The 23,803-nt window shown below is 62.8% G+C and carries 28 protein-coding genes; 15 read left to right on the top strand and 13 right to left on the bottom strand.

Annotated features, from left to right (window positions below):
• Positions 1 to 66: 66 nt before the first annotated feature.
• Positions 67 to 1,755 carry an ATP-binding cassette domain-containing protein gene (locus POS17_RS03975; RefSeq protein WP_159426416.1) on the top strand — a complete coding sequence of 563 codons (1,689 nt, stop codon included), beginning with the start codon at positions 67 to 69 and terminating at the stop codon, positions 1,753 to 1,755.
• Positions 1,746 to 2,840 (top strand): non-hydrolyzing UDP-N-acetylglucosamine 2-epimerase, encoded by a 1,095-nt coding sequence (gene wecB / locus POS17_RS03970; protein ID WP_060837456.1) that lies wholly within the window; start codon positions 1,746 to 1,748, stop codon positions 2,838 to 2,840. Before POS17_RS03975 ends, wecB begins: the two co-directional genes overlap by 10 nt.
• Before the next feature lie 51 nt (positions 2,841 to 2,891).
• Here wecB and POS17_RS03965 read toward each other — a convergent pair whose 3' ends face one another.
• Positions 2,892 to 3,608 (bottom strand): class I SAM-dependent methyltransferase, encoded by a 717-nt coding sequence (locus POS17_RS03965; RefSeq protein WP_159426415.1) that lies wholly within the window; start codon positions 3,606 to 3,608, stop codon positions 2,892 to 2,894.
• Between the two features lie 81 nt (positions 3,609 to 3,689).
• Between POS17_RS03965 and POS17_RS03960 the strand changes: the two genes are divergently transcribed.
• The 3 genes from POS17_RS03960 (at position 3,690) to POS17_RS03955 (ending at position 6,629) form a co-directional block, all read left to right on the top strand.
• Positions 3,690 to 4,439 carry a hypothetical protein gene (locus POS17_RS03960; protein ID WP_060837454.1) on the top strand — a complete coding sequence of 250 codons (750 nt, stop codon included), beginning with the start codon at positions 3,690 to 3,692 and terminating at the stop codon, positions 4,437 to 4,439.
• Positions 4,440 to 4,507: 68 nt separating this feature from the next.
• Positions 4,508 to 4,666: a hypothetical protein gene (locus tag POS17_RS32030; RefSeq protein WP_159426267.1), complete on the top strand. Its 159-nt coding sequence runs from the start codon at positions 4,508 to 4,510 to the stop codon at positions 4,664 to 4,666.
• Between the two features lie 37 nt (positions 4,667 to 4,703).
• Complete coding sequence (locus POS17_RS03955; protein ID WP_082729811.1) at positions 4,704 to 6,629, top strand: asparagine synthetase B family protein; 1,926 nt, start codon at positions 4,704 to 4,706, stop codon at positions 6,627 to 6,629.
• A 31-nt stretch (positions 6,630 to 6,660) separates the two neighbouring features.
• On the opposite strand, the gene POS17_RS03950 is transcribed toward POS17_RS03955, so the two are convergent.
• The 5 genes from POS17_RS03950 to POS17_RS03935 all read right to left on the bottom strand — a co-directional run bounded on the left by POS17_RS03950 (position 6,661) and on the right by POS17_RS03935 (position 10,207).
• Positions 6,661 to 7,500, bottom strand: a complete 840-nt coding sequence (locus tag POS17_RS03950; RefSeq protein ID WP_060837452.1) for a sulfotransferase domain-containing protein — start codon at positions 7,498 to 7,500, stop codon at positions 6,661 to 6,663.
• A complete protein-coding gene (locus POS17_RS31505; protein WP_148654940.1) occupies positions 7,497 to 8,453 on the bottom strand; it encodes a hypothetical protein in 957 nt (318 codons plus the stop codon). Before POS17_RS31505 ends, POS17_RS03950 begins: the two co-directional genes overlap by 4 nt.
• A gap of 10 nt (positions 8,454 to 8,463) precedes the next feature.
• Positions 8,464 to 8,877, bottom strand: a complete 414-nt coding sequence (locus POS17_RS32605; protein WP_082729810.1) for a lasso peptide biosynthesis B2 protein — start codon at positions 8,875 to 8,877, stop codon at positions 8,464 to 8,466.
• Positions 8,874 to 9,158: a PqqD family protein gene (locus tag POS17_RS03940; protein ID WP_060837450.1), complete on the bottom strand. Its 285-nt coding sequence runs from the start codon at positions 9,156 to 9,158 to the stop codon at positions 8,874 to 8,876. Before POS17_RS03940 ends, POS17_RS32605 begins: the two co-directional genes overlap by 4 nt.
• 419 nt (positions 9,159 to 9,577) lie before the next feature.
• A complete protein-coding gene (locus POS17_RS03935) occupies positions 9,578 to 10,207 on the bottom strand; it encodes a helix-turn-helix domain-containing protein (protein ID WP_060837449.1) in 630 nt (209 codons plus the stop codon).
• Between the two features lie 165 nt (positions 10,208 to 10,372).
• Here POS17_RS03935 and POS17_RS03930 point away from each other — a divergent pair, with 165 nt between their 5' ends.
• The 3 genes from POS17_RS03930 to POS17_RS03920 all read left to right on the top strand — a co-directional run bounded on the left by POS17_RS03930 (position 10,373) and on the right by POS17_RS03920 (position 13,068).
• Entirely contained in the window at positions 10,373 to 11,509 is a 1,137-nt protein-coding gene (locus tag POS17_RS03930; protein WP_060837448.1) for an NAD(P)/FAD-dependent oxidoreductase, read from the top strand.
• A 26-nt stretch (positions 11,510 to 11,535) separates the two neighbouring features.
• On the top strand, positions 11,536 to 11,913 hold the full coding sequence (locus POS17_RS03925; protein ID WP_025131445.1) for a RidA family protein: 378 nt from the start codon (positions 11,536 to 11,538) through the stop codon (positions 11,911 to 11,913).
• Positions 11,914 to 12,012: 99 nt separating this feature from the next.
• Positions 12,013 to 13,068 carry a YkvI family membrane protein gene (locus POS17_RS03920; RefSeq protein WP_060837447.1) on the top strand — a complete coding sequence of 352 codons (1,056 nt, stop codon included), beginning with the start codon at positions 12,013 to 12,015 and terminating at the stop codon, positions 13,066 to 13,068.
• A 177-nt stretch (positions 13,069 to 13,245) separates the two neighbouring features.
• Here the strand turns inward: POS17_RS03920 and POS17_RS03915 are convergent, their stop codons facing one another.
• The 3 genes from POS17_RS03915 to POS17_RS03905 form a co-directional block, all read right to left on the bottom strand.
• Complete coding sequence (locus POS17_RS03915) at positions 13,246 to 13,707, bottom strand: GNAT family N-acetyltransferase (RefSeq protein WP_060837446.1); 462 nt, start codon at positions 13,705 to 13,707, stop codon at positions 13,246 to 13,248.
• Positions 13,708 to 13,777: 70 nt separating this feature from the next.
• A complete protein-coding gene (locus POS17_RS03910; protein WP_060837445.1) occupies positions 13,778 to 15,418 on the bottom strand; it encodes an ArnT family glycosyltransferase in 1,641 nt (546 codons plus the stop codon).
• 351 nt (positions 15,419 to 15,769) lie between these two features.
• Positions 15,770 to 16,654, bottom strand: coding sequence for an EamA family transporter (locus POS17_RS03905; protein WP_060837444.1), 885 nt, complete (start codon positions 16,652 to 16,654; stop codon positions 15,770 to 15,772).
• Positions 16,655 to 16,769: 115 nt separating this feature from the next.
• On the opposite strand from POS17_RS03905, the gene POS17_RS03900 reads away from it, so the two are divergent.
• Positions 16,770 to 17,552, top strand: a complete 783-nt coding sequence (locus tag POS17_RS03900) for an AraC family transcriptional regulator (protein ID WP_060837443.1) — start codon at positions 16,770 to 16,772, stop codon at positions 17,550 to 17,552.
• Positions 17,553 to 17,578: 26 nt separating this feature from the next.
• Here the strand turns inward: POS17_RS03900 and POS17_RS03895 are convergent, their stop codons facing one another.
• Positions 17,579 to 17,896, bottom strand: a complete 318-nt coding sequence (locus tag POS17_RS03895; RefSeq protein ID WP_011059155.1) for a hypothetical protein — start codon at positions 17,894 to 17,896, stop codon at positions 17,579 to 17,581.
• 5 nt (positions 17,897 to 17,901) lie between these two features.
• Positions 17,902 to 18,063, bottom strand: coding sequence for a hypothetical protein (locus tag POS17_RS32120; RefSeq protein WP_164990710.1), 162 nt, complete (start codon positions 18,061 to 18,063; stop codon positions 17,902 to 17,904).
• Positions 18,064 to 18,263: 200 nt separating this feature from the next.
• Here POS17_RS32120 and POS17_RS03890 point away from each other — a divergent pair, with 200 nt between their 5' ends.
• From POS17_RS03890 to POS17_RS03880, 3 genes are all read left to right on the top strand, one after another.
• A complete protein-coding gene (locus POS17_RS03890; protein ID WP_231979002.1) occupies positions 18,264 to 18,734 on the top strand; it encodes a hypothetical protein in 471 nt (156 codons plus the stop codon).
• Between the two features lie 83 nt (positions 18,735 to 18,817).
• Entirely contained in the window at positions 18,818 to 19,306 is a 489-nt protein-coding gene (locus tag POS17_RS03885) for a hypothetical protein (protein ID WP_173655885.1), read from the top strand.
• 162 nt (positions 19,307 to 19,468) lie between these two features.
• Complete coding sequence (locus POS17_RS03880) at positions 19,469 to 20,935, top strand: ArnT family glycosyltransferase (protein ID WP_060837440.1); 1,467 nt, start codon at positions 19,469 to 19,471, stop codon at positions 20,933 to 20,935.
• Between the two features lie 55 nt (positions 20,936 to 20,990).
• On the opposite strand, the gene POS17_RS03875 is transcribed toward POS17_RS03880, so the two are convergent.
• Positions 20,991 to 21,326, bottom strand: a complete 336-nt coding sequence (locus POS17_RS03875; protein WP_041115848.1) for a lipoprotein — start codon at positions 21,324 to 21,326, stop codon at positions 20,991 to 20,993.
• Between the two features lie 214 nt (positions 21,327 to 21,540).
• Here POS17_RS03875 and POS17_RS32265 point away from each other — a divergent pair, with 214 nt between their 5' ends.
• On the top strand, positions 21,541 to 22,089 hold the full coding sequence (locus tag POS17_RS32265) for a hypothetical protein (RefSeq protein ID WP_231979001.1): 549 nt from the start codon (positions 21,541 to 21,543) through the stop codon (positions 22,087 to 22,089).
• Positions 22,090 to 22,176: 87 nt separating this feature from the next.
• Complete coding sequence (locus tag POS17_RS03865; protein ID WP_060837439.1) at positions 22,177 to 22,635, top strand: hypothetical protein; 459 nt, start codon at positions 22,177 to 22,179, stop codon at positions 22,633 to 22,635.
• 42 nt (positions 22,636 to 22,677) lie between these two features.
• Here the strand turns inward: POS17_RS03865 and POS17_RS03860 are convergent, their stop codons facing one another.
• Positions 22,678 to 23,235 carry a pesticin C-terminus-like muramidase gene (locus POS17_RS03860; protein ID WP_060837438.1) on the bottom strand — a complete coding sequence of 186 codons (558 nt, stop codon included), beginning with the start codon at positions 23,233 to 23,235 and terminating at the stop codon, positions 22,678 to 22,680.
• A gap of 168 nt (positions 23,236 to 23,403) precedes the next feature.
• Between POS17_RS03860 and POS17_RS03855 the strand changes: the two genes are divergently transcribed.
• Positions 23,404 to 23,787, top strand: a complete 384-nt coding sequence (locus POS17_RS03855; protein WP_016965010.1) for a hypothetical protein — start codon at positions 23,404 to 23,406, stop codon at positions 23,785 to 23,787.
• Positions 23,788 to 23,803: the final 16 nt, after the last annotated feature.

Below are 23,803 nucleotides of genomic sequence, written 5' to 3'. Positions count from 1 at the left end.
GACCTTCCACCGCGGGCACTGGCCTTCGTCAGACGCTGTGGCGCCAGCACGTCCAGCATTGTGTCGATGCTGGCGCTGCTGCTGGGCAAGGCCGCCATCGATACGCTCTGTGCGCTGCTGGTGGCGATCCTGTTGGGCTCGCTGCTACCGACGGTGCGTACCTCCTCCGGTTGGTATGCGCAGCTCGAAATGCAGTGGTCAGCGTTCGCCGGTAGCGGCGTATCCGCGCTGCCCCTGCTGGTGGTGGCCCTGGTGCTGGGCAAGGGCGTGCTGGCGCCGCTGCTGTCTGCCGCGCGCAGCCGGCTGATCGACGCCTGGACACTGATGATCTCGTTGAGCATTTTCCAGCACGAACTGGACCGCCCCGTTGCCCAGCTCTCAAACACAACCGCGCAGGGCAGCAATGTGGTTGTCAACTACATGGCGCCCAGAATCGTCATAGGCACCCTCCTGCCCAGCCTGGAGCTGCTCACCGAAGTATTGGTGGTCGCTCTGCTGCTCTGTGTGTTGTTGGCTCTGGAGCCCCTGGCGACGGCGATGCTGCTCGGTGCGTTGCTGCTGGCCGCCGGCGCTGGCGGCGCCTTGTCTGTGGTGCTCAACGACATCAGGGAAACGCGCAGGGGCGAAAGCCAGGTGCTGATGCAGCGCTGGGTCACAGACAGCATTGCCTGCCTGCGCGAGATACACCTGTATGGCCGCGTGCAGGCGGTACTGGAGCGCTATTACCCAGTGGCCAAACGCTTCGCCAAAGCCACGGCCCGGGAACGCACGCTGATGGAGGTCCAGTCCCCCGTCATGGAGCTGTTTTTCCTGATGATGCTGGTGCTGTGCGTACTGGTAGCCAGCAAGGGAAGCGGGCAAACGGACCTGCATGCAATGGCCTTGTTTTCAGCCGTGGGCTTGCGTTTGCTGCCAGGTTTTCGGCGGGTGCTGTTCAGCCTGCAGACGCTGCGCTTGTCCCGCCCGTATTTTGAGGAGTTGACCTCGCCCGACTCGCCCTCCCGAACAGCCCCGGAGGCCGTCCAGCAGCACATGGCACCTGCTCGCACCCCACTCCAGCCAGTGCTGCTGTGCGAGGCACTGGAGTACCGGTACCCCCAGGCCAGCCAGGCAGTGATCCACAACCTGAACCTGAGCATCGGCCAAGGGGAGTGGCTGGGTCTGGTCGGCGAGTCGGGCGTGGGCAAATCGACATTGGTGGATGTTCTGATTGGTGAGCTGCAGCCAAACCAGGGCACGCTGCAATGGCTCGACCTGCCAGCGGAGCACCGGGCCATCGGTTACGCCTCCTCCGGCACCACGCTGATTCCAGGCACGCTGCGCGACAACGTGGCCTTTCTGGGTTCCGGTGCAGAGCAGACGCTCAACGACGCACTGGCCATCACCGGTGTCGACGCCCTGCTGAACCGCCTTCCCCAAGGCCTGGACACTCCGGTGGAGGCCTTCGAGCAACAGCTATCGAGCGGCGAGCGGCAACGCATCGGGCTTGCTCGCGCGGTTGCCCACGCCCAGGTGCTGGTGGTTCTGGACGAGGCCACGGCAGCCCTGGACCAACTGAGCGAGAGCCGCTTTCTGCAAGCCCTGCGCGCCGCAAGGCCCGAGCTTGCCGTGGTGCTGATCACCCATCGCCTCACCGCTTTGCGCCATACCGACCGTAACGTGCTGATGGTCGACGGCGCGCTCAAGGACTTCATTTGTCCGCCCGAGCCGGAGCCGACTATCGATTTTGCAGGGCGTTCCCACTCATGCATCTAGCCTTTGTACTGGGCACGCGCCCCGAAATCATCAAGCTTTCCTCGCTGATTAGTGCCTGCATTCGGCAAGGTATCCGCTATACGTTGATCCACACCAACCAGCACTACGCCGCGGCCATGGACAAGCTGTTCTTCGACGAACTCGAGCTGCCTCTCGCGCATTTCAATCTAGGGGTGGGGTCTGATGTCGCGGGCTCGCAAGTGGCGCGCATGGTCATGGGAATCGAACCGGTACTGCAGGCCGTTAGGCCGGACTATGTGATTGTCCAGGGCGACACCAACAGCTCGTTGGCCGGAGGGCTCGCTGCGCGCCAGGCTGATATCCCGATTGCCCATGTCGAGGCTGGTTTACGCAGTTTCGACAAATCTATGCCGGAAGAAACCAATCGAATCCAGCTGGACCACATGTCCGACTTCTGGTTCTGCCCCTCGGCATTGCAGGTCGAGCTACTGGCCAATGAGGGCATCCACGGCGCCAATGTGCATATCACGGGCAACACCGGCATCGATGCCACCCTGCGCTATGTGCACAGCTCCCGGGCACGCTCGGGAATCCTGGAAAGGCTGGGGGTGCAAGCCGAAGACTACCTGCTGCTGACCTGTCACCGGCCTTCCAATACCGACGACATCGCGCATTTCGCCAGACTGATCGAAGCCGTTCAGCGCTTGGCTGAAGCGCGCAACAGGCCAGTGATTTTCCCCGTCCACCCACGGCTGGGCCGGGAGCACTGGAAAATCATCGACAGCTCGTCGCCTGTAAAGACCACAGATCCCCTTGGCTATATCGACATGCTGGCCTTGCTACAAGGCGCCGATCTGGTACTGACCGACAGTGGCGGCCTGCAGGAGGAGGCCTGCGTGCTGCAGCGCCGCTGCCTGGTGCTGCGAGCCAATACCGAGCGCCCGGAAAGCCTGGACAGCGGGGGCTCCAGACTGGCGCCCGTGGTGACGCAAAACAGTTTGATCGATGCTGCAGATGAACTGCGTCATTCAAGCGTTACCTGGAGCAATCCATTTGGCGACGGTCAGGCCTGGCAACGGATTTTGCAGGTGTTGCGAGATGACTTCGGCACACGCCGGGCATAACGCCAGTGAAGGCCCGCAGCAATCCCCGCGGGTCCAGACTGCAGATAAGCGCTAGCGCGTCATGTTCGATGAGGCAAGGGGCGCTGGTCGCTTGCGGTAGATGCCGTCGTCCCCCGGTACGCCGGGCAGCAAGCGGTCGTCCCGTCCATAGATCGGCGAAGCCTGCGCCGCCTCGCCGTGCAGGCACTCGAACAGACCCGCCGCGCCCGTGTCGCCGAGACGGAAGTTGGCGTGGCGGATCACCAGCAAACCACCCGGCTTGAGCACCCTGGCCAGGTCGCCAAGCACGCGATCAAAGTCAGCGAAGCGAATCCAGGCAGAACAGTCGGTGGGGCTCTCGCCCAACGCGCCATGGCGGAAGACGGCCATCGCCATCACCAGGTCATAGCTGGCGGTCGTTTCCAGCGCAACGTCACCTGCACATAAGAAGCTCAGGCGGGGCTCTCGCCCCTCACGCTGCCATCGCGCCCGGCACCGGCTAATACGGCCCGCATCGATATCCACGCCACGGATATGGGCCTGTCGAAAATAGCGGGCCAGGCTGAACACTTCCTCGCCGGTAGAGCAGCCGAACGATAGGAGGCGCGTTTGCGGAGTGTCTGCCAGTACCTGGCGAATTGACTGGAACAACTCGGGGTAGCGATCTTCTCGCGTCGTGCCGTATGGCTGAAACAAGCCTTGTGGACGCCGTCGCATCAGGAGTGCAGAACTCCGTCGTTCACCGCCGCGCAAAACCTGCACCAAGAAACGCACCCATTCGTGAAACAACCAAAGACTCCTCATTTCGCTTTACCGTAATCTCCACGACAAGGAAACTGTCCACCAACAAACGATGCGGAGCGGGTTACCTTGACCACCACCAGCACGGACTTTCTGAACCTCAAATTGGGTAAGTCCACTATTGGGCAAAATCTCCTGATCGCACGCGAAAGAGGCGATGTAGTTCTGCATGAAGATGACACCTGGGAACTGTCGCGTCCTGTCCAATTGAATGAAACCTGGGTAGTTGGTCCCATCCGCACACCATTCCCCTGCGGGAAGCTCCTGGGCTTCCTGTTCCGTCAGGCCTACGGTCGAGCGGCCGTCCCGGTAGGCTGCCGCCACTGCTTCAAGGTCCAGATACGCCCAGCCAACTTGGAACAGCTGATTGCGACCCAGAAGATCGCGCATGACCTACCCTATGCCTACAAGGCCGGCGCCAGCCTGAATGCACGCTACCAGGCCGGTCCCTACCGAGTCCTGTTCCATCTGGATGGACTGCAGAATGCCCGCGAAGCTTACCAGCAGGTACTTGAGAAAGTACTCGATACACCTGAGCTTGGCGCCAGCGTCTCGGTCAGCATAAAGCGTGGCTGCTCCGAATATGAGGTCCATTGCGGCCCTTCAAGCGAATTCACCTTCAGCGATGATCTCGCCGCCGCCGAGTTGGAGTTGCTGAAGCGACTGCGTCAGCCTGCTCCGCCAAAGCCGAAGCAGCACACGCTGACGATGATGAACTGGATGCAGGTTGCCTATCAGTTGGGTGACGAAAGCTACAAGAAATTCACCCAGGGCAGACCTTTGTACCCTGAGCCTGTCTGTTACTCGGCAAAACCTTAGCCAATCCCCAATTGCCAAAATGCGAGCAGTTGATATAGCTTGATCACCGGACTTACAGGAGCAAGAAGATGGCCGAACAAGACACTAATGAATCCAACGAAACCGAGTCCCAACGTAAAGCCTGGGAGAAGCCAGAAATCGTTGAAGTCTCCATATCGGATGTGACCACCTCTATTTTCGCCACAAGCGGCAATGACGGCACGGTTGGCTTTTCGAACGTCTCCTGACCGGCATGCTCCGTCACTGTAAATCCCTGGCTCATCGATGAGCGCATTTGCCGGTCTGCTTTCCGCTCAGGCCATCCCTACGGAACTACCTGAGCATTTTGCAGCAGCACTGGATGCGCCAGGGCTCGAGCAACCCCGTCACTGGTCTCACCCGGGCCTTCACTTTACCCATCGTCTACGTATAACAGCCCCGGAGGATCATCAGGATCATCAGCCCGCACTTCGGCATGATGCCCCTCTGGTGTTGGTATTTGACGGTTACCTGATTAATCGCATCGAGCTGATAGACGCTCTGGCGCTACCCAGGGAAGCACATGGCTGGGCCGACAGCGCCATTGCCTTTGAAGCAATGGCGCGCTGGGGAGCGCGCGGTCCCGAGCGCATGCTCGGAGATTTTGCGCTAGTGGTGTGGAATGTTGCTGATCGTAGTCTACTGCTCGCACGTGACGCAGTTGGTCAGCGCCCCTTGTACTATCACCAGAAGGACGGGCTCTTTGCTTTCGCCACGAACCCGGCAGCCCTACTGGCCGTTCCCGGCATCGATCGCGAGCTAAACGAAGAGCACTTCGTCGCCCTGCTCTCGGACTTGCCCGTGGCCGACAACGGCACACCTTACAAGCATCTGCGACTTCTACCTGCAGGCTCGGTGGCAATACTGCGCTCGGGCCAACTCAAGCAACATTTCTACTGGACGCCTGAGCAACGAACCGAGCTCCGCTTGCCCAGAGAAGAGGAATACGTCGAGGCAGCACGCGAATTGTTCGAGCGTGCGGTCAAAGACTGCCTGAGGATCGAAGGCCCGGCATTTTCCTCGCTCACAGGAGGATTGGACTCCTCCGCCGTGTCGGTGACGGCCGTGAAACACCTGCCAGGCAACTCATTGACCACCATCACCTGCCTGCCCGCCGCCAACACCGAGCTGCTGGATTCAAATCAGCACTACATGAGTGAGCGACGTTATGTAGAGAGCATCTGCGAACAGACCCCCGGATTGCAGCCTCTGTTTTTCAATGGGCCAGTGCAGCATCGATGGGATACCGACTGGCTACAGATGTTCCAGCTGACAGGCGTCCCTTGGCGAAATGTGATGAACCTGGCCTGGATGGGCTCCGCCCGGGATCACATAAGGCGGCAAGGTGGGCGTGTACTGCTGACCGGAGCGCTCGGCAATGTGACTTTGTCTTGGGATGGACAGGGCACCCTTACTGGCTTGATGAGGGATGGCCGCTGGCTGAAGGCCTTTCAGGAATCACTCGCCCTGGCCCGCACGAGCGGACAAAACGCGGCCATTGCGCGCCAGATATGGCGCTCCACCCTGGCCCCGTTCGCGCCAGAGATCATTCAGCAGTCAATAGCAAAACTGCAAGCCAGGTCGAGCGCTTCCGAGTGGGGGCATCTCTATCCAATTGACCCGATGATAAAGGCGCGCATTCGAACCGAAGAGGGGGCCAAGCGGCGCAAGCAAATGGCTTCTATGGCTAGCTGGCAGCTACGCCAGGCGTGGTTCCGGGAGCGCCAGTCAGCGTTACAGGCAACGGGACTTGTACGTGCCCTGCATGGCTTCGAGGTTCGCGATCCGATGGCTGATCGGCGCTTGCTGGAATTCTGCTTTTCACTTCCCGACAGCCTCTACCTGCAAGGTGGCGTAACTCGTCTACTCGCCCGTCGAGTCACAGCGGATCGCCTGCCTGGCGAGGTGGTCAACAACCGCAAACGCGGCATGCAATGTCCTGAATACCTTCATCGAATGAGTATGGTGCGCCCTTTCCTCGGCGAACGACTCGAAGAGCTGGAGGCTTCCCCGCTGGCCCAACGCCTGCTGGACCTTAAACGAATGAAGGCCCTCCTTTCGAACTGGCCGAACCGACCAGCGAGTCCTGAGCATCTGATCGTTCTACACCGAGGTCTTCATTTTGGCGCATTCCTGCGTTGGATCGAAACTGGCCGCCAGTTCCAGGGTTGACCTTCATCGACTCAAGCGCCCAGGCCCTTGCCTAACAATAAGCAAGGCGCGCTCTGACCGACTCGGTGGCCTCTTCAATACGGCGTAGCTGCGCATCGTTCAATCGCTCACGCCACCCTCCAGCACGCCCCTCTCGGAAGAAGCGAGAGGCGCGTTGCGGCCGCTCACTGAAACCATGGCTGGCCTCCGCAGCCTGCAGCCGGTCGAAGCGAGTGGCATCCAAGGCTTGCTCCAGGCGCTCGTCATCTAACGGCCAACCACAATATTTGATGACACAGGCAAAGCTTTCCCAGGGCTTCTCCAACATGTCTTCATAGCGAATGAGCAAAGGACTCCAAGGCGCGGGCAGATCGATCCAGCTCAGTACATGCTGACTCCAACTCCCCAGTCGTTGCGGCAGCTGATCCATGAGTCCGAGCTTTTGGTCACACAGGATAGCTGTCTCGTCCAGGAGAAGGTCGATCGCCCTATCCACACTGAAACCGATGTGCCCGGCCAGCGACAACACCACATCTCGAGGATCACGCACGATATAGACCACTCCCAGGGTATTGGTGGCCGGGAACAGTGGCTCCCCCCCAGGGGTCAATTGCCAGGCGTCATGCACCTTGTTGAACAAAGGTTCGCGGGCCTCTGTCACCTGCAGCTCATACATGCGCGGACGCAATCTCAACAACTCATCAGGCAACAAGTCAGACGAGGCGACGCCCAGAAGCTCGTCGAAGCGGCGACGACTGCTGGCGATAGGAGCGAAGTTCTGCTTCTGCGAGAAGTCTGGCTTCGATCCGCCGAGGCGATAACTGTTGAGGACCAAGCGCAGCCAAGTGTTGCCAGACTTGGGGTAGGACGCCAGCCAGTAAAAGCCACTCATGCCTGATGGGCCGTCCCGGCGTGAAACGCGACGATGCGCTGGACAAGTTCATCCAAATGTTCAAAGCCAGAAAGCTGTCGAACCAGAACATGTCGCGCAACGCCAGCCGCCAATCGCATTGCCAGTGAGAAGTGGGCGCCCTTACCAGAGGCAACCGTCATGAGAATCCGCTCCTGATACAGGGCCTTGGAGAACCGAACCGAAGCGGGTAAACCGCCGACCTCTTCCAGACCTGCATGCCTGGCATCTTCGACTCGCTCAAGGTGGTACAACGCTGCCAGCTTCAGAGGAGCGCCTACGGCGAAGTGCTCGGCCCCTAAGCCAACGGAGAATTTGTCCATATCCTGGCGTACACGCTCTGCGTCACCCATGCCATGGCCAAACTGGCTCATTGCATCCCGCCAGAGCTTGACCCTGGGGAAGGTGGGCAACGCAACGGCACCTCGCTCCTGGTCGAGGCTGACCACCGTGACATCGTCTGCCAGAATCGGGTAACCCCGCCGCATGAAGGCAGATGCCAGGGTCGATTTACCTGTTCCCGAAGGCGCCGTGAAGGCAACTGCAATATCCCCCTGGGGAGAAGGCAGTTTCACGCAACAGGCATGCAAAGGTAAGACGGTACGGCGCTGGCAAACAATTGCAAACACGGTACCGAACAAAAATGTCCTTACTGCGGGGAGATCCACAGAGAGGCTGGGCTGTACCCGAATCGTACGGCCATCGTGTGCTATTCGGTAAGTCGCAACTGACTCGATAGTGAAACGACAGGTTCCATCAGTGCTCATTTGCAGAACCGGACCTTCGTATTGAGGGTCCAGCAGTCGCGCCTCAACTGCTCCAAGTTCGATATTCAGGTCTATCGGAGCCTGTAGGTCCCCTGTCCAGGGCAGTAGCTCCGGCAACGGCAAATCACTGCGCACACGCCAGCCGCAAAGAGAGTAATCGTCATACATGGTGTGACACCTAGTCTTGCCGCCGCAAAGCGCGAACGTTGCCAATATTCTCCGCCCCGCAAACGATCCCACCGTCTTGCCCCGGTAACACCAGCCATGCATGTGCGCCTATAGATTCACCTTCTCTGCGTACACCCAGGCATAGTACGGAACGCTTCCCCCGCAGGCGCAACATGCAGGCCGCCACCAACGCTTGGCGCAGACAAAGAGGTTTCCAGGGAAGGCGCCTGGCCGCGACGGCTACCGCATCTCCCACTGCACGAGCCATGGGCGACAAGGCGGGATTCAAATCAGACGATGCCGGCTCAATGCGGGCGCCACTCAAACTCAGCAAAAGGCGCCACGAAAACAGTCGGCAGAAGATAGGCGTGAGCGAAAAAAAGAGGGCGGCTTCAATGACACGAAGACGGTGAGCGCTGATCAAGCCTGGACCTCAATGAGCTCACGACTCACCAGCTTGCTCAGCAACTCCATGACATCCTGGCGAATCACCTGGATGTCTGCGTCATACTCGGCTACCAGTGCCTCACACAAGGTATCTACACGCACAGGCGATGCGAGTCGCTCCCAAATATCGCTGGCCACGGAGTTAAGGCCGAAGTAATGCCACTGGGACACGCTCATTAGCACCAGTTCTCCACCGATTTCGGCTGCCAGCACGCTGGCATTCCTGATGACAGTCGCCTCTCCCGTGATATCGCTCATTCTTGGCTCCGTCGCCCCAGTCAAACGCAGCTCATAATGCCGAGCCTTCCATGTATCTACAAGCCCGCAGACTGGCCGAGCCAGGGTCTGTTAACGCTGGCCAGAGTACGTCTCAAGATCAGCGGACAAGAGCGCTATGCCGCGGTGTCGATCTTGCCCATAAACAGAGGGAACAAATTCCGGGATTAGGTGCTATCCAGGGGCATACATCCACATGCATGCAAGCCCAAATTGCCAAGGCAGATGGCCCAGCAATAATCACTCCCCCGGTATCAGGTGCACTCAGTGAAGATGGCCCGGGCCGTGGTGGATGCCTTGCTCGATGGCAGTCACCACAGGCCAACGCTGAAGTAGAACACCCCACGAAAGCACGGCGCGGCAGCTGGACCTGTCGCGCTGTTGCTTGATGATGAAGGGCTTCAGCGCTCCGACATCACCACCATCACCTCCGCATCCTCCTCCCCTTCCGCCAAATAAATATGGCCGACGCTGCTGTTGAAGTAGGCGGTCTCCTGCGGGCCGATGCTCACGGCTTCCCCCGTCTCGAACTGAATCCGCACCCGCCCCGACAGCACCAGGGCGAATTCCTGCCCGGGGTGGCGGATGTAGTCCTCGAACTGCTGCAGCTCGCGGGCAAAGATCCGCGCGTACATGGGGGTCATGCTGCGCCCGGGAAAGTCGCCGGCCATGGGGTGGTAGTCGTAGTTGCCGGTGCTGTAGCCGGGGGCGTCGGCGATGGTGGTGCTGACCACGGTCGGTTGCACCTGGGCGCTGCGGGTCTGGGTCAGGTTCGGCGCGGGGGTGAACAGTTGGGCGATGTCGACGCCCAGGGCGCGGGCCGCCGCGGCGAGTTTTTCGTAGCTGACCGAGACTTGGGCCAGCTCCATTTTCGACAGGGTCGACAGGGCTACGCCGGAGCGTTCCGAGAGCTGCTTGAGGGTCAGCTTCTGGTTTTTGCGGATGGTCCGCAGGCGTGCGCCGACCTGGGTTCGGTCGATCAGTGGATGGACGTGGGAGCTCGAGGCGGGCTGGGCTCGGTCGGAACTCATTGGGGCTCTCTGTCAGGCAAATAAGGGCAACCGCGACGCTGGCCGGGGCACGTGGCGAAATATTAACCCAGGACCCCGGGTTGACTGGAAAATTCTCATATCTTACATTTCTCGTATGTGAGAATTTTAACCCCTGTCATTTTCCAGCGATTCAGGAACCCCGGCATGCACGCGAACCAATGCTTCGACTTCGTCATCATCGGCGCCGGTATTGCCGGTGCTTCCCTGGCCTATCGGTTGGCCGGGCAGGCCAGCGTGCTGGTGCTGGAGCGTGAATCGCAGCCGGGCTATCACGCCACCGGGCGCTCGGCGGCGATGTTCATGGAGGCCTACGGCACCCCGCAGATCCAGGCCCTGACTCGCGCCAGCCGGGCTTTCTACCAGCGGCCGCCGCAGGGCTTCTGCGAGCACCCGCTGATGGAACCCCGTGGCTGCCTGTACGTGGCCAGCGAGGAACAGCTGGAACAGTTGCAGCAGACCTACGACGAAACCCGCGCCCGCTCCGCCAATGTGCGCCTGATCACGGCCGAGCAGGCCCGGGCCCTGGTGCCCTGCCTGCGCCCCGACGCCGTCGCCGGGGCGATGCTGGAAACCGCCGCCCAGGACCTGGACGTGCACGCCCTGCACCAGGGCTTCCTGCGGGCCATGCGGCGCGCCGGTGGGCTGCTGGAGTGCGACATACAGATCGTCGAAGCCAGCCGCGAAGACCGCCACTGGAACCTCACACTCAGTGATGGCCGCGCACTGCAGGCGCGCAATCTGGTGAACGCTGCCGGCGCCTGGGTCGATGACGTGGCCCAGCTGTGCGGCGTGGCCCCCATCGGCCTGCAACCCTGCCGGCGCAGCGCCTTCACTTTCGACGGCCCACCGGATGAAGACTTCAGCCGCTGGCCGGCGGTGATCGGCATCGACGAAAGCTTCTACTTCAAGCCCGACGCCGGCCAGTTGCTCGGCTCCCCGGCCAATGCCGACCCGGTGCCGCCCCAGGACGTGATGCCCGAAGAGCTGGACATCGCCACCGGCATCTACCACATCGAGAACGTCACTTCCCTGAGCATCCGCCGCCCGCGCCACAGCTGGGCCGGCCTGCGCTCCTTCGTCGCCGACGGCGATCTGGTGGTGGGCTGGGATGACAGCCGCGAAGGCTTTTTCTGGCTCGCCGCCCAGGGTGGCTACGGCATCCAGTCGGCGGCCGGCGTCTCGCAACTGGCCTGCGCCCTGCTGCTGGGCCACCCGGTCCCCGAAGAACTGCTGAGCCAGGGCGTCGATGCCCAGGCCCTGGCCCCCGCTCGCTTGCGTTAACCCACCCAGCCCACGAGGCCCTTGCCATGTCCACTGATATCCAGCGTTACCCCAGCCACCTGCCCTACCCCTTCTCCCGGGCGATCCGCGTCGGCGGCTTCCTGTTCCTCTCCGGCCAGGTGCCGATGAGCGCCGAAGGCGAAGTGGTGCACGGCGACATCCGCGTGCAGACCGAGGCCGCCATGGCGCGCATCGGCGAAACCCTGGCCGCGTGCGGCGCCAGCTTCGACCAGGTGGTGAAGAGCACCGTCTGGCTCACCGACATGCAGCACTTCGCCGGCTTCAACGAGGTCTACCAGCGTCACTTCAAGAACGGTTTCCCGGTGCGCTCCACCGTCAGCGCCCAACTGGCACTGGGGGTCGATGTCGAGATCGAAGTCCAGGCCTGGGTCGGCGAAAACTGAGTCACCCGCCCCAGCCCTCAAGTGCGATGCCCAGGACCGCCACGCCAGATGACGCGGCCGTCCACCCCACATAACAACAACAAATCGAGGCTAATCGTCATGAAAGAAAGTCTGAAGATCGCCGGCGCCTTCGTCGGTGTGATTGTCGGTGCGGGGTTCGCCTCCGGTCGTGAATTGCTGTTGATGTTCGTCGACTTCGGCGCCTGGGGCCTGGCGGGCGCGGTGGTCAGCGCAGCGCTGTTCACCTTCCTCGGCATGGCCCTGGCGAGCCTGGGCAGCCGCCTGCGGGCAGCGTCGCACAAGGACGTGGTGCAGGCCCTGTGCGGCAAACACCTGGGCACGCTGGTGGACCTGATGATCACCTTCTTCATGTTCGCCGTGACCGTGGTGATGCTGGCCGGCGGCGGTGCCCTGCTGGAGCAGCAGTTCGGCATTCCAGCCATCGCCGGCAGCGTGCTGGTGACCCTGATCGTGGTCGCCATCGTGTGCCTGGACGTGCACAAGGTCATCGGCATGATCGGCGCGGTGACGCCCTTCCTGATCGTCACCGCGGTGGGCGTGGCCCTGTATGGCGCCGCCACCCGCGACCTGAGCTTCGGTGAACTCAATCAACTGGCGGCCAAGCAAGAAGCTGGCGCCAGCCACTGGCTGCTGGGCGCCTTGCTCTATGTGTCCTACAACATCGTGGCCGGGGTGCCGATCCTGGCGATCATGGGCGGCGCGGCCAAGGGCGAGAAACAGGCGATGTGGGGCGGCATTCTCGGCGGCGCGCTGCTGGGCCTGCTGATGCTGGTGATGAGCCTGGGCCTGCTGTCGCGCCTGGACAGCGTGGCGGATCTGCCGATGCCCATGCTGTCGATCGCCGGCGAAGTCTCCCCGGCCCTGGGGCTGCTGATGGCGCTGATCATCTTCTGCATGATCCTCAACACCGCCGTGGGCACCCTGTACTCCTTCTCCGCGCGGCTGTTGCCGGCCGGCACCCGGCAGTTCCGCCTCGGCTCCATTGCCGCCGGTGCCCTGGCGTTTGTCGGCAGCCTGGTGGGCTTTATCAGCCTGGTGGGGCAGGTCTATCCGTTCTTCGGCTACCTGGGGTTCCTGCTGATTGCCGCGGTGGTGATCGGCTGGCTGCGGCCCCGGCGGCTGGCGGTGGCATAAGCACTTGATGGCTCCGGCACCCGGGAGGTATCCAGGTGCCTTGAGCTCAACCCAGCCCTGTAGGAGCGAGCTTGCTCGCGAAGCTCCCAAGAGCGCCGCATTCCTCCAGCGAACGCGCGTTATCGTTGACGTCCACCGCGAGCAAGCGCGCTCCTACAAGGCTCATGGCGGGAAAGGTCAAGCCAGCCCGGACAGGCCCCGCTCCATGATCAGCGTCAACTCCTCGCCCTCGTAATGCTCGCGGACCCGGACAAACCCCAGGCGTGCATAAAAGCCTTCGGCGGTGACCGACGAGGGCACCACCAGCGAGGTCAAACCCGAGTCCAGCGCCGCCTGCTCCACCGCGGCCATGAGTTGCCGGCCCAGGCCATGGCCGTGGTACGCCGGATCGACAAACACCGAGCGCACCGCGCGCCCGTCAAGGCTGGCGGTGCCCAGCAGTTTCCCGTCCACCAGGGCGACGAACATTTGCCGACGCCGCATCAGTTGCAGGACGGCGTCTGGGGTAAAGCTGTCTTGCACCCGCTCGATCACATGGGAGGGATAGTCCTGGGCATTGCTGGTGAGCAAGGCAGCCAGGATCACCTGGCTGACCCTCGCGGCATCGGCCTCTAGGGCCGGACGAACTTGGCATTCCATGACCACTCCCTGGTTTCAACGCGGATCGCAGGGGCCAAAAATACGACCCGCACCACTCGCTGCAAAGGACTTACTGCAACTGAAACACCAAACAGGGATTGTCATTCAAGCGCCCCTCGTACACCGGCTGCTGGTTTTCCAGCGAGGTGCCCTGCAGCTTCTCTCGATCCTTGCGCGCCACGATCACCCAGGAGCCGTGGGGCAGCGTGTCCAGTTGCCCGGGGGCGTCGCCGGCGACAAACAGCGGCTGTTCGTCGTGGTCCAGGTTCATCATGTAGCGCACCGCCCAGGTGTCCTGGCCCAGGTTGAAGAACACCAGGGGACCGTGTTCGGCCGCGCGCAACTGCTCCACGTCGGTGACGAAGCCCTGGGTGTCGAATTGTCGGTCCTTGCCCGGGTCCACCACCGCCACCAGCAGGGTCCATTGCGCCGCCAGGGCCAGGGCGCTGAGCAGCACCAGGCGCCGCCCGAAGCTGCCCCGGGTGTGGCGCCAGCAGTACAGCGCCAGCAGTTGCAGCAGGGCAAAGATCGCAATCAGCAACGGCATCGACACCGGCGGCCAATAGCCGTGCTTGTGCCAGCTGTGTTTGAGCACGAACAGCACCAGGATGCACAACCCCGGCAGCACACCCACCAGCCACAGGTAGGCACTGCGCACCTTGCCCATTTGGCCCCGAACCATGAGCAGGCCGTAGGCGGCCACCGCGGCGAACATCGGCACCATGGGCAGGATGTAATAGGCGCGCTTGAAGTGCGGCACCGACAAGCCCAGCAGGATCATCAGGCCGCAGGCGCCGAGCCGCAGCACCAGGCGCAATTGCGGGTCGGCATGGCGCCGGAACACTTGGCTGCGCAGCATCCATAGGGTCACCAGGGCCAGGGGCACCACCGGGAAATAGCGGTACAGCGCCAGCTGGAAGTAGAAGTAGAACGGCTCGCCACTTTCATCCAGGCGCCCGCTCACCTGCATGTTGTAGACCTGATGGACAAAGGCCTCGCCGCCGCTGACATAGGCCAGCTGCATCAACAGCCACCAACAGCCGGCCAGCACCAGCAGGCCGCCGCAACCGTAGCCGAGCACGCGCTTGAACAAGGTGCGGCGCGCCTCCTGGGTGCGGCTGTCTCCCAGCAGCCAGTAAGTGCAGACCACGCCGCAGACTTCCACCAGCCCCAGGGGCCCGCGAATGGCGAAGGCCAGCACGAACAGCGGCAGCACCAGCCATGGCCGCAGTCGCGAGCCGCGCTGCTCGCCGCTGTGCAGCAGGTAGAACGCCCCCAGGCACAGCAGCGAGATCATCTGGTCCAGGCACACCGAACGGGACTTGTCCAACAGCTGGCTGGTCAGCGCCGTCAGCAGTACCGCGAGCAGCGCCCAGGTGCGCCCCATGGGCGCCAGCAAGCGGTACAGCAGCGCCAGAACCCCCGCCGAGGCCAGGGCCGTGGGCAGCACATTGGCCAGGTGGTTGGGCGCGCCGAACAGCTGGGCGCACAGGTAGCTGAAATAGGTCGCCGTGCCCGGGTAATCCGGATACGGCTGGCCATACGTGGTGGGGAACAGGCTCGGCCCGTGGCGGAACATCTCCTGCAGAAACAGCGCCCAGCGCCCATCGAAACCCTGGGGCTGCTGGTCCCAGATGCCAAAGGTGAACAGCAGCAGGGCCGCCAGGTAGATACCCCAGGACTCAATCCCGAAACGCGTTTCTCGAACCATCTTCGCCCCACCAGAAAGTGCCGTGCCATAAGCTCGGCGTAAGGCTGAACATGGTGCGCGCGCCCCCCCTGAACGGTGACTGAACGAGGATAAAAAACCCGCCTGCCCCACCGACTGTCAGCGACTGGGTGATTGCCGGCCGAACCTCCGGCGCCTTCAAGATCGCCGCGCCTCCTCCGGAGCCGTTCGCAGCCTGCGGCAGCGGCTACACAAAGCCGCCTGTAGCCGCTGCTGAGCCCGCGAAGCTGCGAAAAGGACCGCAGGGCCTTGCTTGGCGATTGACCGACGAACCTCCGGCGCCTTCAAGATCACTGCGTCTCCTCCGGAGCCGTTCGCAGCCTGCGGCAGCGGCTACAGGGACCGGCGCCCCAGGGCCGAAAACCGGCGCCAGTCGAACTGCCCCACGGCCAGCGCCAGCAGGATCAGGCCCATGGATACAGCCTCATCGACCCCGACCCGCTGCCCCAGGATCAGCACCGACCCGGCCATGCCGAACACCGGGATCAGCAACGACAAGGGCGCCACCCGAGAGACCGGATACTCGCGCAGCAACAGGTTCCAGCCCCAGTAACAGAAGTGCGTTGCCGCATAGACCTGGAACATCAGCGACAGCAGCGCACTGACGGACACCTGCCCGGCCAGTTGCAGAAACGGCGCACTCCCGTGGCTTGCCCAGGTCAACGCCAGCAGCGGCAACGGCGCAAACAGGCTGGCCCAGACCACGAAGGCGAACACCTCGCGAACCCCGCAGCGCTTGATGATGACGTTGCCCACACTCCAGCTGAAGGCGCTCACCAGCAGCAAGGCGTAACCCAGGCTGGTGGCGTGCCCAGGGCTGTCGTCGATGATCCGCAACAGCCCCCACAGGGCAATGGCCGTGGCCAGAACCTGTTGCCAGCGCAGGCTTTCGCCGAACAGCAGCACGCCCCAGCCGAGGGAGAAAAAGGCGCTGAACTGGATCAACAGCGACGCCGTGCCCGGCGCCACGCCCTGATCGATCCCCAGGTTGATCAGGGCCCACATGGCCACGCCGAATATCAGCCCGTAGGCCGCCAGCCAGCCAAACCCTACCGGCGGGCGCGGCACCAGAAATACCCAGGGCAAGGCCGCCAGGGTGAAGCGCAAGGCGGTGAGCAGCAACGGATCGATGCTCGCCAGCCCAAGCTTGGTGATGGGAAAGTTCAGGCCCCACAAGGCGGTCACCAGCAGGGCCAGGAACAGGTGTTTTTTCTGCATGTCGCACGGTCCAGGAAAGGCGGCCGCGAGCAAATCCCCGGCCGGGACCGAACTATCGCCGCAGCACGTCATGGCCCGCTTGCAGTATCAGGTCAACTATCGGTAGATTCGGGCCATGCAATCTATCGCTATCGATCCCTACGAAAACATCCCCCGAGACGCGCGGGTCACGGCCGTCGACTATGCGGACGGCCAGCACTTCGCCGAACACCAGCATCGACGCGGGCAATTCGCCTACGCCGCCACCGGGGTGATCAGCGTCTACACCGAGCAAGGCAACTGGGTGGTGCCGCCGCAACGGGCGATCTGGGTGCCGGCCGGGGTGACCCACGCCATGCACATGCGCGGCCCGGTGACCCTGCTCAACACTTATGTGCGCCCCCGGGCGGCACTGCGCCTGGGCTTGCCGGCGCAATGCGAGGTACGGGAAGTGTCCGAGTTGCTGCGCCAACTGCTCCTGCGGGCCATGCACCTCCCCGCGCTCTACGCCCGGGACGGCGTGCAGGGGCAATTGATGAACCTGCTGCTGCATGAAATCGCCAGCATGCCGGCCTTGACCCTCAACGCCCCGCTGCCGGACGAGCCGCGGCTGGCCAGGGTCTGTCGCGCGTTGCTGGAACAGCCGTCGCTGGAGTTGGGGATCGATGCCATAGCCGAGCGCGCCGGCATGAGCCGTCGTACCTTCACCCGGCTGTTTCGCCAGCACACCGGCATCAGTTTCGTCGAATGGCGCCAGCAGGCCTGCCTGTTGGCGGCCGTGGTGCGCCTGGGCCAGGGCGAGGCCGTGACCCGGGTCGCCAGCGACCTGGGCTACAGCAGCCCGAGCGCCTTCAGCAGTGTGTTTCGCAAGGTCCTGGGCGAGGCGCCCAGCCGTTACTTTGCCCGGGCCCGGGCCTGAAGGACCCGAGCCAGAGCGAGGCCGTGCTAGAGGAACACGGCGGACAACATCCCCAACGCACCGAGGCAGAAGCCGATCAAGGCACCGCGCCCGGGCGCCTGCTGGAACAGCGCCCAGATCACCAGCGGCTCCAGGAGCAGCAGCGAGGTCACCGAGACCACGGTGATGATCCAGATATCGCCCACCGCCACGTAACCCAGCCAGTAGGCCGCCAGCAGGCAGATACCGCCCAGGCACATGATCAGCACCGGCAACGCCAGTTCGGCACCAGAGGTGTTGCCGGAATGGGCCAGCCGCGCCACCACCACTTCACTGTAGATGGCGCAAAACTCGCCCAGCACCATCAGCCCTACAGCAGAAACTCCGAGTAATTCTTTGGACATGTAACAAACCCCTTGGTATTGAGAGCCCGATTTTTCAGCTCCCAGGCATTGATCGCTCCGCTGATGGAGCCGGAATCACGATGCGCAGGGGTACGGGGCAACTCGGTAATCGTCAGGAACTTGAACATGTCCATCTCCTTCTGGGTGGGTGACGCAAGCCGGGCCCGTGAACAGTCGACGGGCCGCTGCCTGTATAAGGGATTTTCTGCCCCGACGTCATCCACCAAAGAACATTGACCGCAAAAAAACCACGCAAACTCCACAATCAAACCGCCTGCTTGCCGATAGCCTGGGTCCGGTCATCCTCTGCCTGAAGCCCGTGCCCACCATGTCCCAAGCGCCCCAATCCGTTCGCACCCTGAACCGCGGTCACTGGATCGCCACCTATTTCATCGGCGTCGCCGGGCTGGCCCTGGCCCTGGTGCTGGTGGTCAACCTGATACTGCTGACCACCAGCCAGCACCCGTGGAGGGCGCTGCTCGACTCCCTGTCGTTCAGCGTGGCGGTGCTGATGGTGAGCCTGGTGCTGATTACCCTGATCGCCGCCTTGCCGTGCATCCTGTTCTTCTGGCTGGCCCAGCGCTTTACCTGGCGCCGCCTGTGGATCTACCTGGTGAGCGGAGCCCTGGCGGCGCAGCTCGCCATTCCCGTGATGACCCAACTGCTCCCCGAACTCTTCAACCTCCCGCACGGCGTCAACGCTGCGCTGCACTATTTGCAGCTGGCATCGATGTTCGGCGGCTGTGGGGTGTTCATGGGGGGGCTGTTCTGGTGGCGCAGCGGGCGTCACTTGCGCTGAACCGAGCCTTTATTCACCAGCGGCCAGACGCCAAGGCACCCTTGAGCAGGGCCAGAGCAGCCACCCATACAGCGATCTTTGCCATGTCCGTAACCACTCCACCCCCACGCAGCGTGCAGCCGGAAGACTGGTTCGCCGCCTACTTCATCGGCGTCACGGCCCTGGCCACGGTGCTGGCCCTGCTGCTGATGCTGACGATGCTGGCCAGCGCCGGCTCGTTGAACGGCGACATCATTCTGCAGACGCTGTTCGTGGGCCTGCTGACCCTGGTGGTCAGTGGCGTGCTGACCGGCATTATCACAGCCCTGCCCTGCGCCCTGTTCTTCTGGCTGGCCCAGCGCTTTGCCTGGCGCAACGTGCTGATCTACCTGTTCAGCGGCGCTGTGGCCGCCATGCCGACCATTCCCGTGGTCGCGAGCCTGGCGCCCTCCAGCTTCTATACCGACCGCTACGAGGATGAACCGCTATCCGAGGGCTTGCCGCGCTACCTGCCGCTGGCGCCATTGTTCGGCTGCTCGGGGGCTTTTCTGGGGCTGGTTTTCTGGTGGCGCAGCGGCCGTCACCTGCGCTGATCAACGCCCCTACACCACCCGATCCGGTCCGACTGAGCCCTCAAGACCGAACCGCACCTTTTCCCCCTACTTGTTCACAATTTGTTAAGACTTGCCTCCGTATACTTTGGCGCTTGCCCGCAGCCTCCCGGCTGCGCCTCTTGATCTGCCGGCGCACAACTCATGTCACGACCCGCTCCGCTGCTGTTCCTGCTGGCCTGCCTGCTGTTCTTCTTCGCCCTGGGCAATCACCAGTTGCAAGGCTCCACCGAGGCCCGGGTCGCCGGGATCGCCATGGAAATGCACCTGGACGATGACTGGGTCACGCCGCGCCTGTTCGGCACGCCGTTCCTGGAAAAACCACCGCTGAGCCTGTGGCTCGACGCCAGCGCCATCCGCGCCTTCGGCGGCACGCCCCTGGCGGTGCGCCTGGCCTCGGCCTTTGCCGGGCTGTTCAGCGTGATGCTGCTGTACGCCATGCTGCGCCGTTTTGGCCGCCCGGCCACCCTGGCGGCAGTGGCCGGGCTGATGCTGGCGACCATGGCCAGTTACTGGAGCAACGTGCGTGGCGTGGGTGAAGATGCCCTGCTCAGCCTCGGAGTGACCCTGGCCCTGCTGGCGTTCTTTCAGGCCCAGCGCCGGCAGGCCGAACAGCAACCGGCGTTGCTGGCCTGGTTGGCCTTCGCCGGCGGCATCGCCATCGCCACCCTGAGCAAGGGCGTGCTGGGCCTGGCCATGCCGGGGGTGGTGATCTTCGCCTACCTGCTGGCCGACAGCCTGATCGAAAAACGCTTCAGCTTCGGCCAGTGGCTGCGCCCCGGCTTGCTGACCCTGCTGGGCCTGGTGCCGCTGATGATCTGGCTGTACATACTCTATCAGCGCGGCGGCCTGCAAGCCCTGGGCGAAGTGCTGTGGACCAACAGTGTCGGGCGCTTCGACGGCTCCTTTGTCGAGGCCGGGCACTACGAGCCCTTCTATTACTACCTGGCCAAGCTGCCCCAGGCCTTCCTGCCGTGGAACATCCTGGTCTACCTGGGCCTGTGGCACTTTCGCAAAACCCTGGTGCAAAACCGCTACCTGCTGTTCTTCAGCCTCTGGTTGCTGGCGCAGTTCACCCTGCTGTGCCTGGCCTCCAGCAAACGCACGGTGTACCTGATGTCCCTGACTCCGGCAGCGGCGGTGCTGGCGGCGGAATATGGCGCGGTGCTGTACCAGCGTCTCGCGCAGCGGGCTGCGGGCAGCGGTTTCTGGAGTGCGGTGGGGCGTCGGCGCCAGGGCCTGGCGATCGCCCTCATGAGCCTGATCATCGGCGGTTATCTGGTGAACGCCCAATGGGCCGCGCCCCGGGCCGACCGTGAGCTGTCGTTCGTCCCGGTGACCGACCAGATCATGGCGCTGCAGGCCAGCGGGCATCAGTTGGCGCTGTATCAGGCCAACGAGCGCATTGCCGGCGCCAGCGTGTTCTACACCCAGAGCCTGCTCAAGGACCTGCAGACCGAAGCGCAGTTGCAGGCCTTTCTCGCCGAGTCGCCGCAGCATGTCGCCGTCATCGGCGGCGACCAGACGCCCAAGCCGCCATTGCAGATCCTCAAGACCCTCATGGTCAGCCGCCAGGCCTACCACTTCGTCAGCCTCGCGCCGGGCCACTGACCCGCCAACGAAAACGGCACCTGAATCAGGTGCCGTTTGTCTATCCGGGCGAGGCTTACTGAGGGTTCTTCAGCTTGACCACATCACCGGAGACCTTGGTGGTGTAGCCGCTCAGGACCCAGGCCCAGAACCAGTTTTCCTGGACCTGGGTGTTGATCAGGGCGTCGCCGCCCTTGGCCTTGATCGCCGCAGTCTGCGCGCGGACGAAACGGCTGTTCTGCTGGATCGGGATCACCCCGAACAACATGATGCCGGTGGCGGTCGCTTCACTGTGACCGATCACGGTGTACTGGCTGCTGTCCAACTGCTGGGTTTTCATCGGGGTGCCGGTGCAGCCCGCAAGAACCAGACCGAGGCAGGCAGAGGCAACGACTTTGCTGATGTGCTTCACGACGTAACTCCATGGAAAAAGCGTCCGGGATTCATTTCCCGGGCGCGGCACTTTACTCGCGGGACATTGAAATGCCCATCCCATTCGCCCCGCCATCCCTTGAGCTCCACCTCTTGAACGCCACCCCTTGAATCCTTTCCCGCTGATACCCGCTCACCGCCCTTGAAACCATGACTCCTGCCCATTGACGGGCATTTCCTCAAAGGAGTCAGTCATGACCATTACCGTTACCACCACGACCCTGGACCAGGCCGTCGCCCAGAAGCGTTTCGACGATGCCTGCCACTATCTGCGCCAATCCGACCTGGCCAACTTCCTGATCGACGAACTGATCGCCGTCAAGGAAGAGCTGATCGTGGAAGTCACCAACTCGTCGGCAGCGGACAAGACCGACCGCTGGATTCCTCCGGCTGCCAACTCCACCACTTCCGCCGGGCGCGTGGTGTGGAACCTCAAGTCCCAGGTGTACGCCATCGAGAAAAAATACAAGCAGCCGGACCTGAGCAATTTCCAGAAATTCCTCGCGCTGTTCAGCAGCGACCGCGTCGAGCGCCTGTCCCCCGCCCTGGTGCTGATGCACGAGCTGGGACACGCCTGCCAGTTCCTCACCAACAAGGCCGAGTTCCGCCAGCAACTGGCGAACAAAAACATCCTCGAAGTGGAAAACATCAACGTCAACGCCATCGAGAACACCGTGGCCAAGGAATTGACTGCTAAAAACAACAAGGAAGGCCTGCGCTGGGATTACCTCGACGCCCGCTGAGCCTTGCTCCCCGGCGACAGCCTGTCGCCGGGGGGACTTCCCCCGTGTTCGTGTCGGGCCGTGCGGCCTGGAAAAGGAGTTATTCCCATGTTGATTCTGCGTTCACTGATCATCGGCCTGAGCCTGCTGGCCAGCGCTGCCCACGCCCTGGAAACCGCCCAGGTGCCGCCCGCCACCCTCAAGGCCTACGCCGCCACCCTGAGCTCCGTCGCCGGCAGCAGCCAGTGGCAGCAACTGTGGAAACGCTCTCGTGACCAGGGCGTGTTCGTCCACCAGGGCGAGCAACCGCGCTTTACCGTCAGCCAGGACAAACTGCCGGACATGGCCCGCAGTACCTTGCTCAACGCCGGCAGCGTCACCCCGCAAAACACCACTCAGGCACTGTACCGCTACGAGTTTTCCAACCCCATCGGCCAGGCCAAGGGCATTTCCCTCAGGGCCATGTGCCTGTTGGTGGACTGGCGTACGCTGCCCAGCAATACCCAGCCTGATGACACCCACTACATGGGCAGTGTGAGCCTGCTGCACACCTACCCCTGCCCTTGAAACCGGCCAGCCGCCCAGGCCCGGGGCCTGGGCGGCAACCGCTCATGAGCCGAGCTGCGAGCCCAGCAGATCGGCCTCCTTGCGCCGCCGAGTGCCGTAGCTGTCGCCAAAATTGCGCAGGTTGGCCAGGGCACTCTTCCAGTCGCGAGCCACCACCTGGGCCCAGAACTTCGGCGTGCGGCTGGCCAGGCTGCCGTACTGAAAGGCCACCGAGGCGATCACGGTCTGCATCGGCGCCGGCAGCTGGGCGAAATCCACCCCGCTGGCCTGGGTGTAGGCCGCGGCCAGGCGATCGACGAAGGGCGCCTTGTACGCCTCATCGATCAGCTCGGCCTCGGCGCTGCTGATGCTCAGGGGCTGGTCAACCAGAAACTGCTTGGCCTTGAGTCCCGTCAGCCCCAGGTAGGGCGTCAGCCGCCGCACCAGATCCGCCGGCAGGTTGAGCGCCTGCAGATCCTGGACCCCGCGCTGCCCCAGGTCGAACCCGGTGCCCACCGTCACCCCGCTCTTGCTGTTGGCCGCATCGGGCACATAACCGCGAGTCATGGCACCGCCTTCGAGGGCGGCGATAAAACTGAAATCAATCGCATAACGTGACATGGATATTTCCTCCAACGGTTGAAGAAAATCCAGTGCACCACCCGCGACCGATACAACATCAGAATGTAATAGTTCCCTTTAATAGGGGGGAAATTTCCCACTGAACAACGGACGAGGCACCTCCTTAGGATCGAACCAGCGTTATCCATAATTCCAAGGAGGTACCAAATGGACGTGAAAGACCTCAGTCTCATTGATGTTCGCCAACTACCCCACTCGCTCCAGGCCCTCATCGACTGCATCGGCCTGGAGAACGCCTACCGCCTGACCCGGGAATACGGCGGCCGTCCCAAGTACATTCCCAAGCACGCCGAACGCACCTCGCTGGCCCTGATCCTGCCCCCCGACGCCCTCAACGCCCTGATCGAACGCTTTGCCGGCCTGGCCCTGGAAATCCCCAAGGCCGATCACTTCTGCCGGCAGATCCGCAACCAGCACATCCAGCTGGAAAGCCTGGGCGGCATCTCCCGCAGCGTGCTGGCGGACAAGTACGGCCTGAGCCTGCGGCAGATCGGCAATATCCGTCGCCTGGAAGCCAACACTCACCGGTAATCGATTCCCGCTGAAT

The sequence above is a fragment of the Pseudomonas sp. Os17 genome, from assembly GCF_001547895.1.
Lineage (GTDB): Bacteria > Pseudomonadota > Gammaproteobacteria > Pseudomonadales > Pseudomonadaceae > Aquipseudomonas.
This window is presented reverse-complemented; position numbering and strand designations above follow the sequence as displayed.

Excerpts from the sequence above, each read along its gene's own strand:
- POS17_RS03920 (WP_060837447.1), top strand. The coding sequence starts at position 12,013 with ATGAAAGAAAGTCTGAAGATCGCCGGCGCCTTCGTCGGTGTGATTGTC.
- POS17_RS03900 (WP_060837443.1), top strand. The coding sequence starts at position 16,770 with ATGCAATCTATCGCTATCGATCCCTACGAAAACATCCCCCGAGACGCG.
- POS17_RS03915 (WP_060837446.1), bottom strand. The coding sequence starts at position 13,707 with ATGGAATGCCAAGTTCGTCCGGCCCTAGAGGCCGATGCCGCGAGGGTC.
- POS17_RS03885 (WP_173655885.1), top strand. The coding sequence starts at position 18,818 with ATGTCCGTAACCACTCCACCCCCACGCAGCGTGCAGCCGGAAGACTGG.
- POS17_RS03955 (WP_082729811.1), top strand. The coding sequence starts at position 4,704 with ATGAGCGCATTTGCCGGTCTGCTTTCCGCTCAGGCCATCCCTACGGAA.
- POS17_RS03925 (WP_025131445.1), top strand. The coding sequence starts at position 11,536 with ATGTCCACTGATATCCAGCGTTACCCCAGCCACCTGCCCTACCCCTTC.
- POS17_RS03930 (WP_060837448.1), top strand. The coding sequence starts at position 10,373 with ATGCACGCGAACCAATGCTTCGACTTCGTCATCATCGGCGCCGGTATT.
- POS17_RS03865 (WP_060837439.1), top strand. The coding sequence starts at position 22,177 with ATGTTGATTCTGCGTTCACTGATCATCGGCCTGAGCCTGCTGGCCAGC.
- POS17_RS32030 (WP_159426267.1), top strand. The coding sequence starts at position 4,508 with ATGGCCGAACAAGACACTAATGAATCCAACGAAACCGAGTCCCAACGT.
- POS17_RS32120 (WP_164990710.1), bottom strand. The coding sequence starts at position 18,063 with ATGTTCAAGTTCCTGACGATTACCGAGTTGCCCCGTACCCCTGCGCAT.
- POS17_RS03895 (WP_011059155.1), bottom strand. The coding sequence starts at position 17,896 with ATGGTGCTGGGCGAGTTTTGCGCCATCTACAGTGAAGTGGTGGTGGCG.
- POS17_RS32265 (WP_231979001.1), top strand. The coding sequence starts at position 21,541 with ATGACCATTACCGTTACCACCACGACCCTGGACCAGGCCGTCGCCCAG.
- POS17_RS03975 (WP_159426416.1), top strand. The coding sequence starts at position 67 with ATGCTGGCGCTGCTGCTGGGCAAGGCCGCCATCGATACGCTCTGTGCG.
- POS17_RS03860 (WP_060837438.1), bottom strand. The coding sequence starts at position 23,235 with ATGTCACGTTATGCGATTGATTTCAGTTTTATCGCCGCCCTCGAAGGC.
- wecB (WP_060837456.1), top strand. The coding sequence starts at position 1,746 with ATGCATCTAGCCTTTGTACTGGGCACGCGCCCCGAAATCATCAAGCTT.
- POS17_RS03910 (WP_060837445.1), bottom strand. The coding sequence starts at position 15,418 with ATGGTTCGAGAAACGCGTTTCGGGATTGAGTCCTGGGGTATCTACCTG.
- POS17_RS03890 (WP_231979002.1), top strand. The coding sequence starts at position 18,264 with ATGTCCCAAGCGCCCCAATCCGTTCGCACCCTGAACCGCGGTCACTGG.
- POS17_RS03935 (WP_060837449.1), bottom strand. The coding sequence starts at position 10,207 with ATGAGTTCCGACCGAGCCCAGCCCGCCTCGAGCTCCCACGTCCATCCA.
- POS17_RS31505 (WP_148654940.1), bottom strand. The coding sequence starts at position 8,453 with ATGTATGACGATTACTCTCTTTGCGGCTGGCGTGTGCGCAGTGATTTG.
- POS17_RS03855 (WP_016965010.1), top strand. The coding sequence starts at position 23,404 with ATGGACGTGAAAGACCTCAGTCTCATTGATGTTCGCCAACTACCCCAC.
- POS17_RS03950 (WP_060837452.1), bottom strand. The coding sequence starts at position 7,500 with ATGAGTGGCTTTTACTGGCTGGCGTCCTACCCCAAGTCTGGCAACACT.
- POS17_RS03880 (WP_060837440.1), top strand. The coding sequence starts at position 19,469 with ATGTCACGACCCGCTCCGCTGCTGTTCCTGCTGGCCTGCCTGCTGTTC.
- POS17_RS03905 (WP_060837444.1), bottom strand. The coding sequence starts at position 16,654 with ATGCAGAAAAAACACCTGTTCCTGGCCCTGCTGGTGACCGCCTTGTGG.
- POS17_RS03940 (WP_060837450.1), bottom strand. The coding sequence starts at position 9,158 with ATGAGCGATATCACGGGAGAGGCGACTGTCATCAGGAATGCCAGCGTG.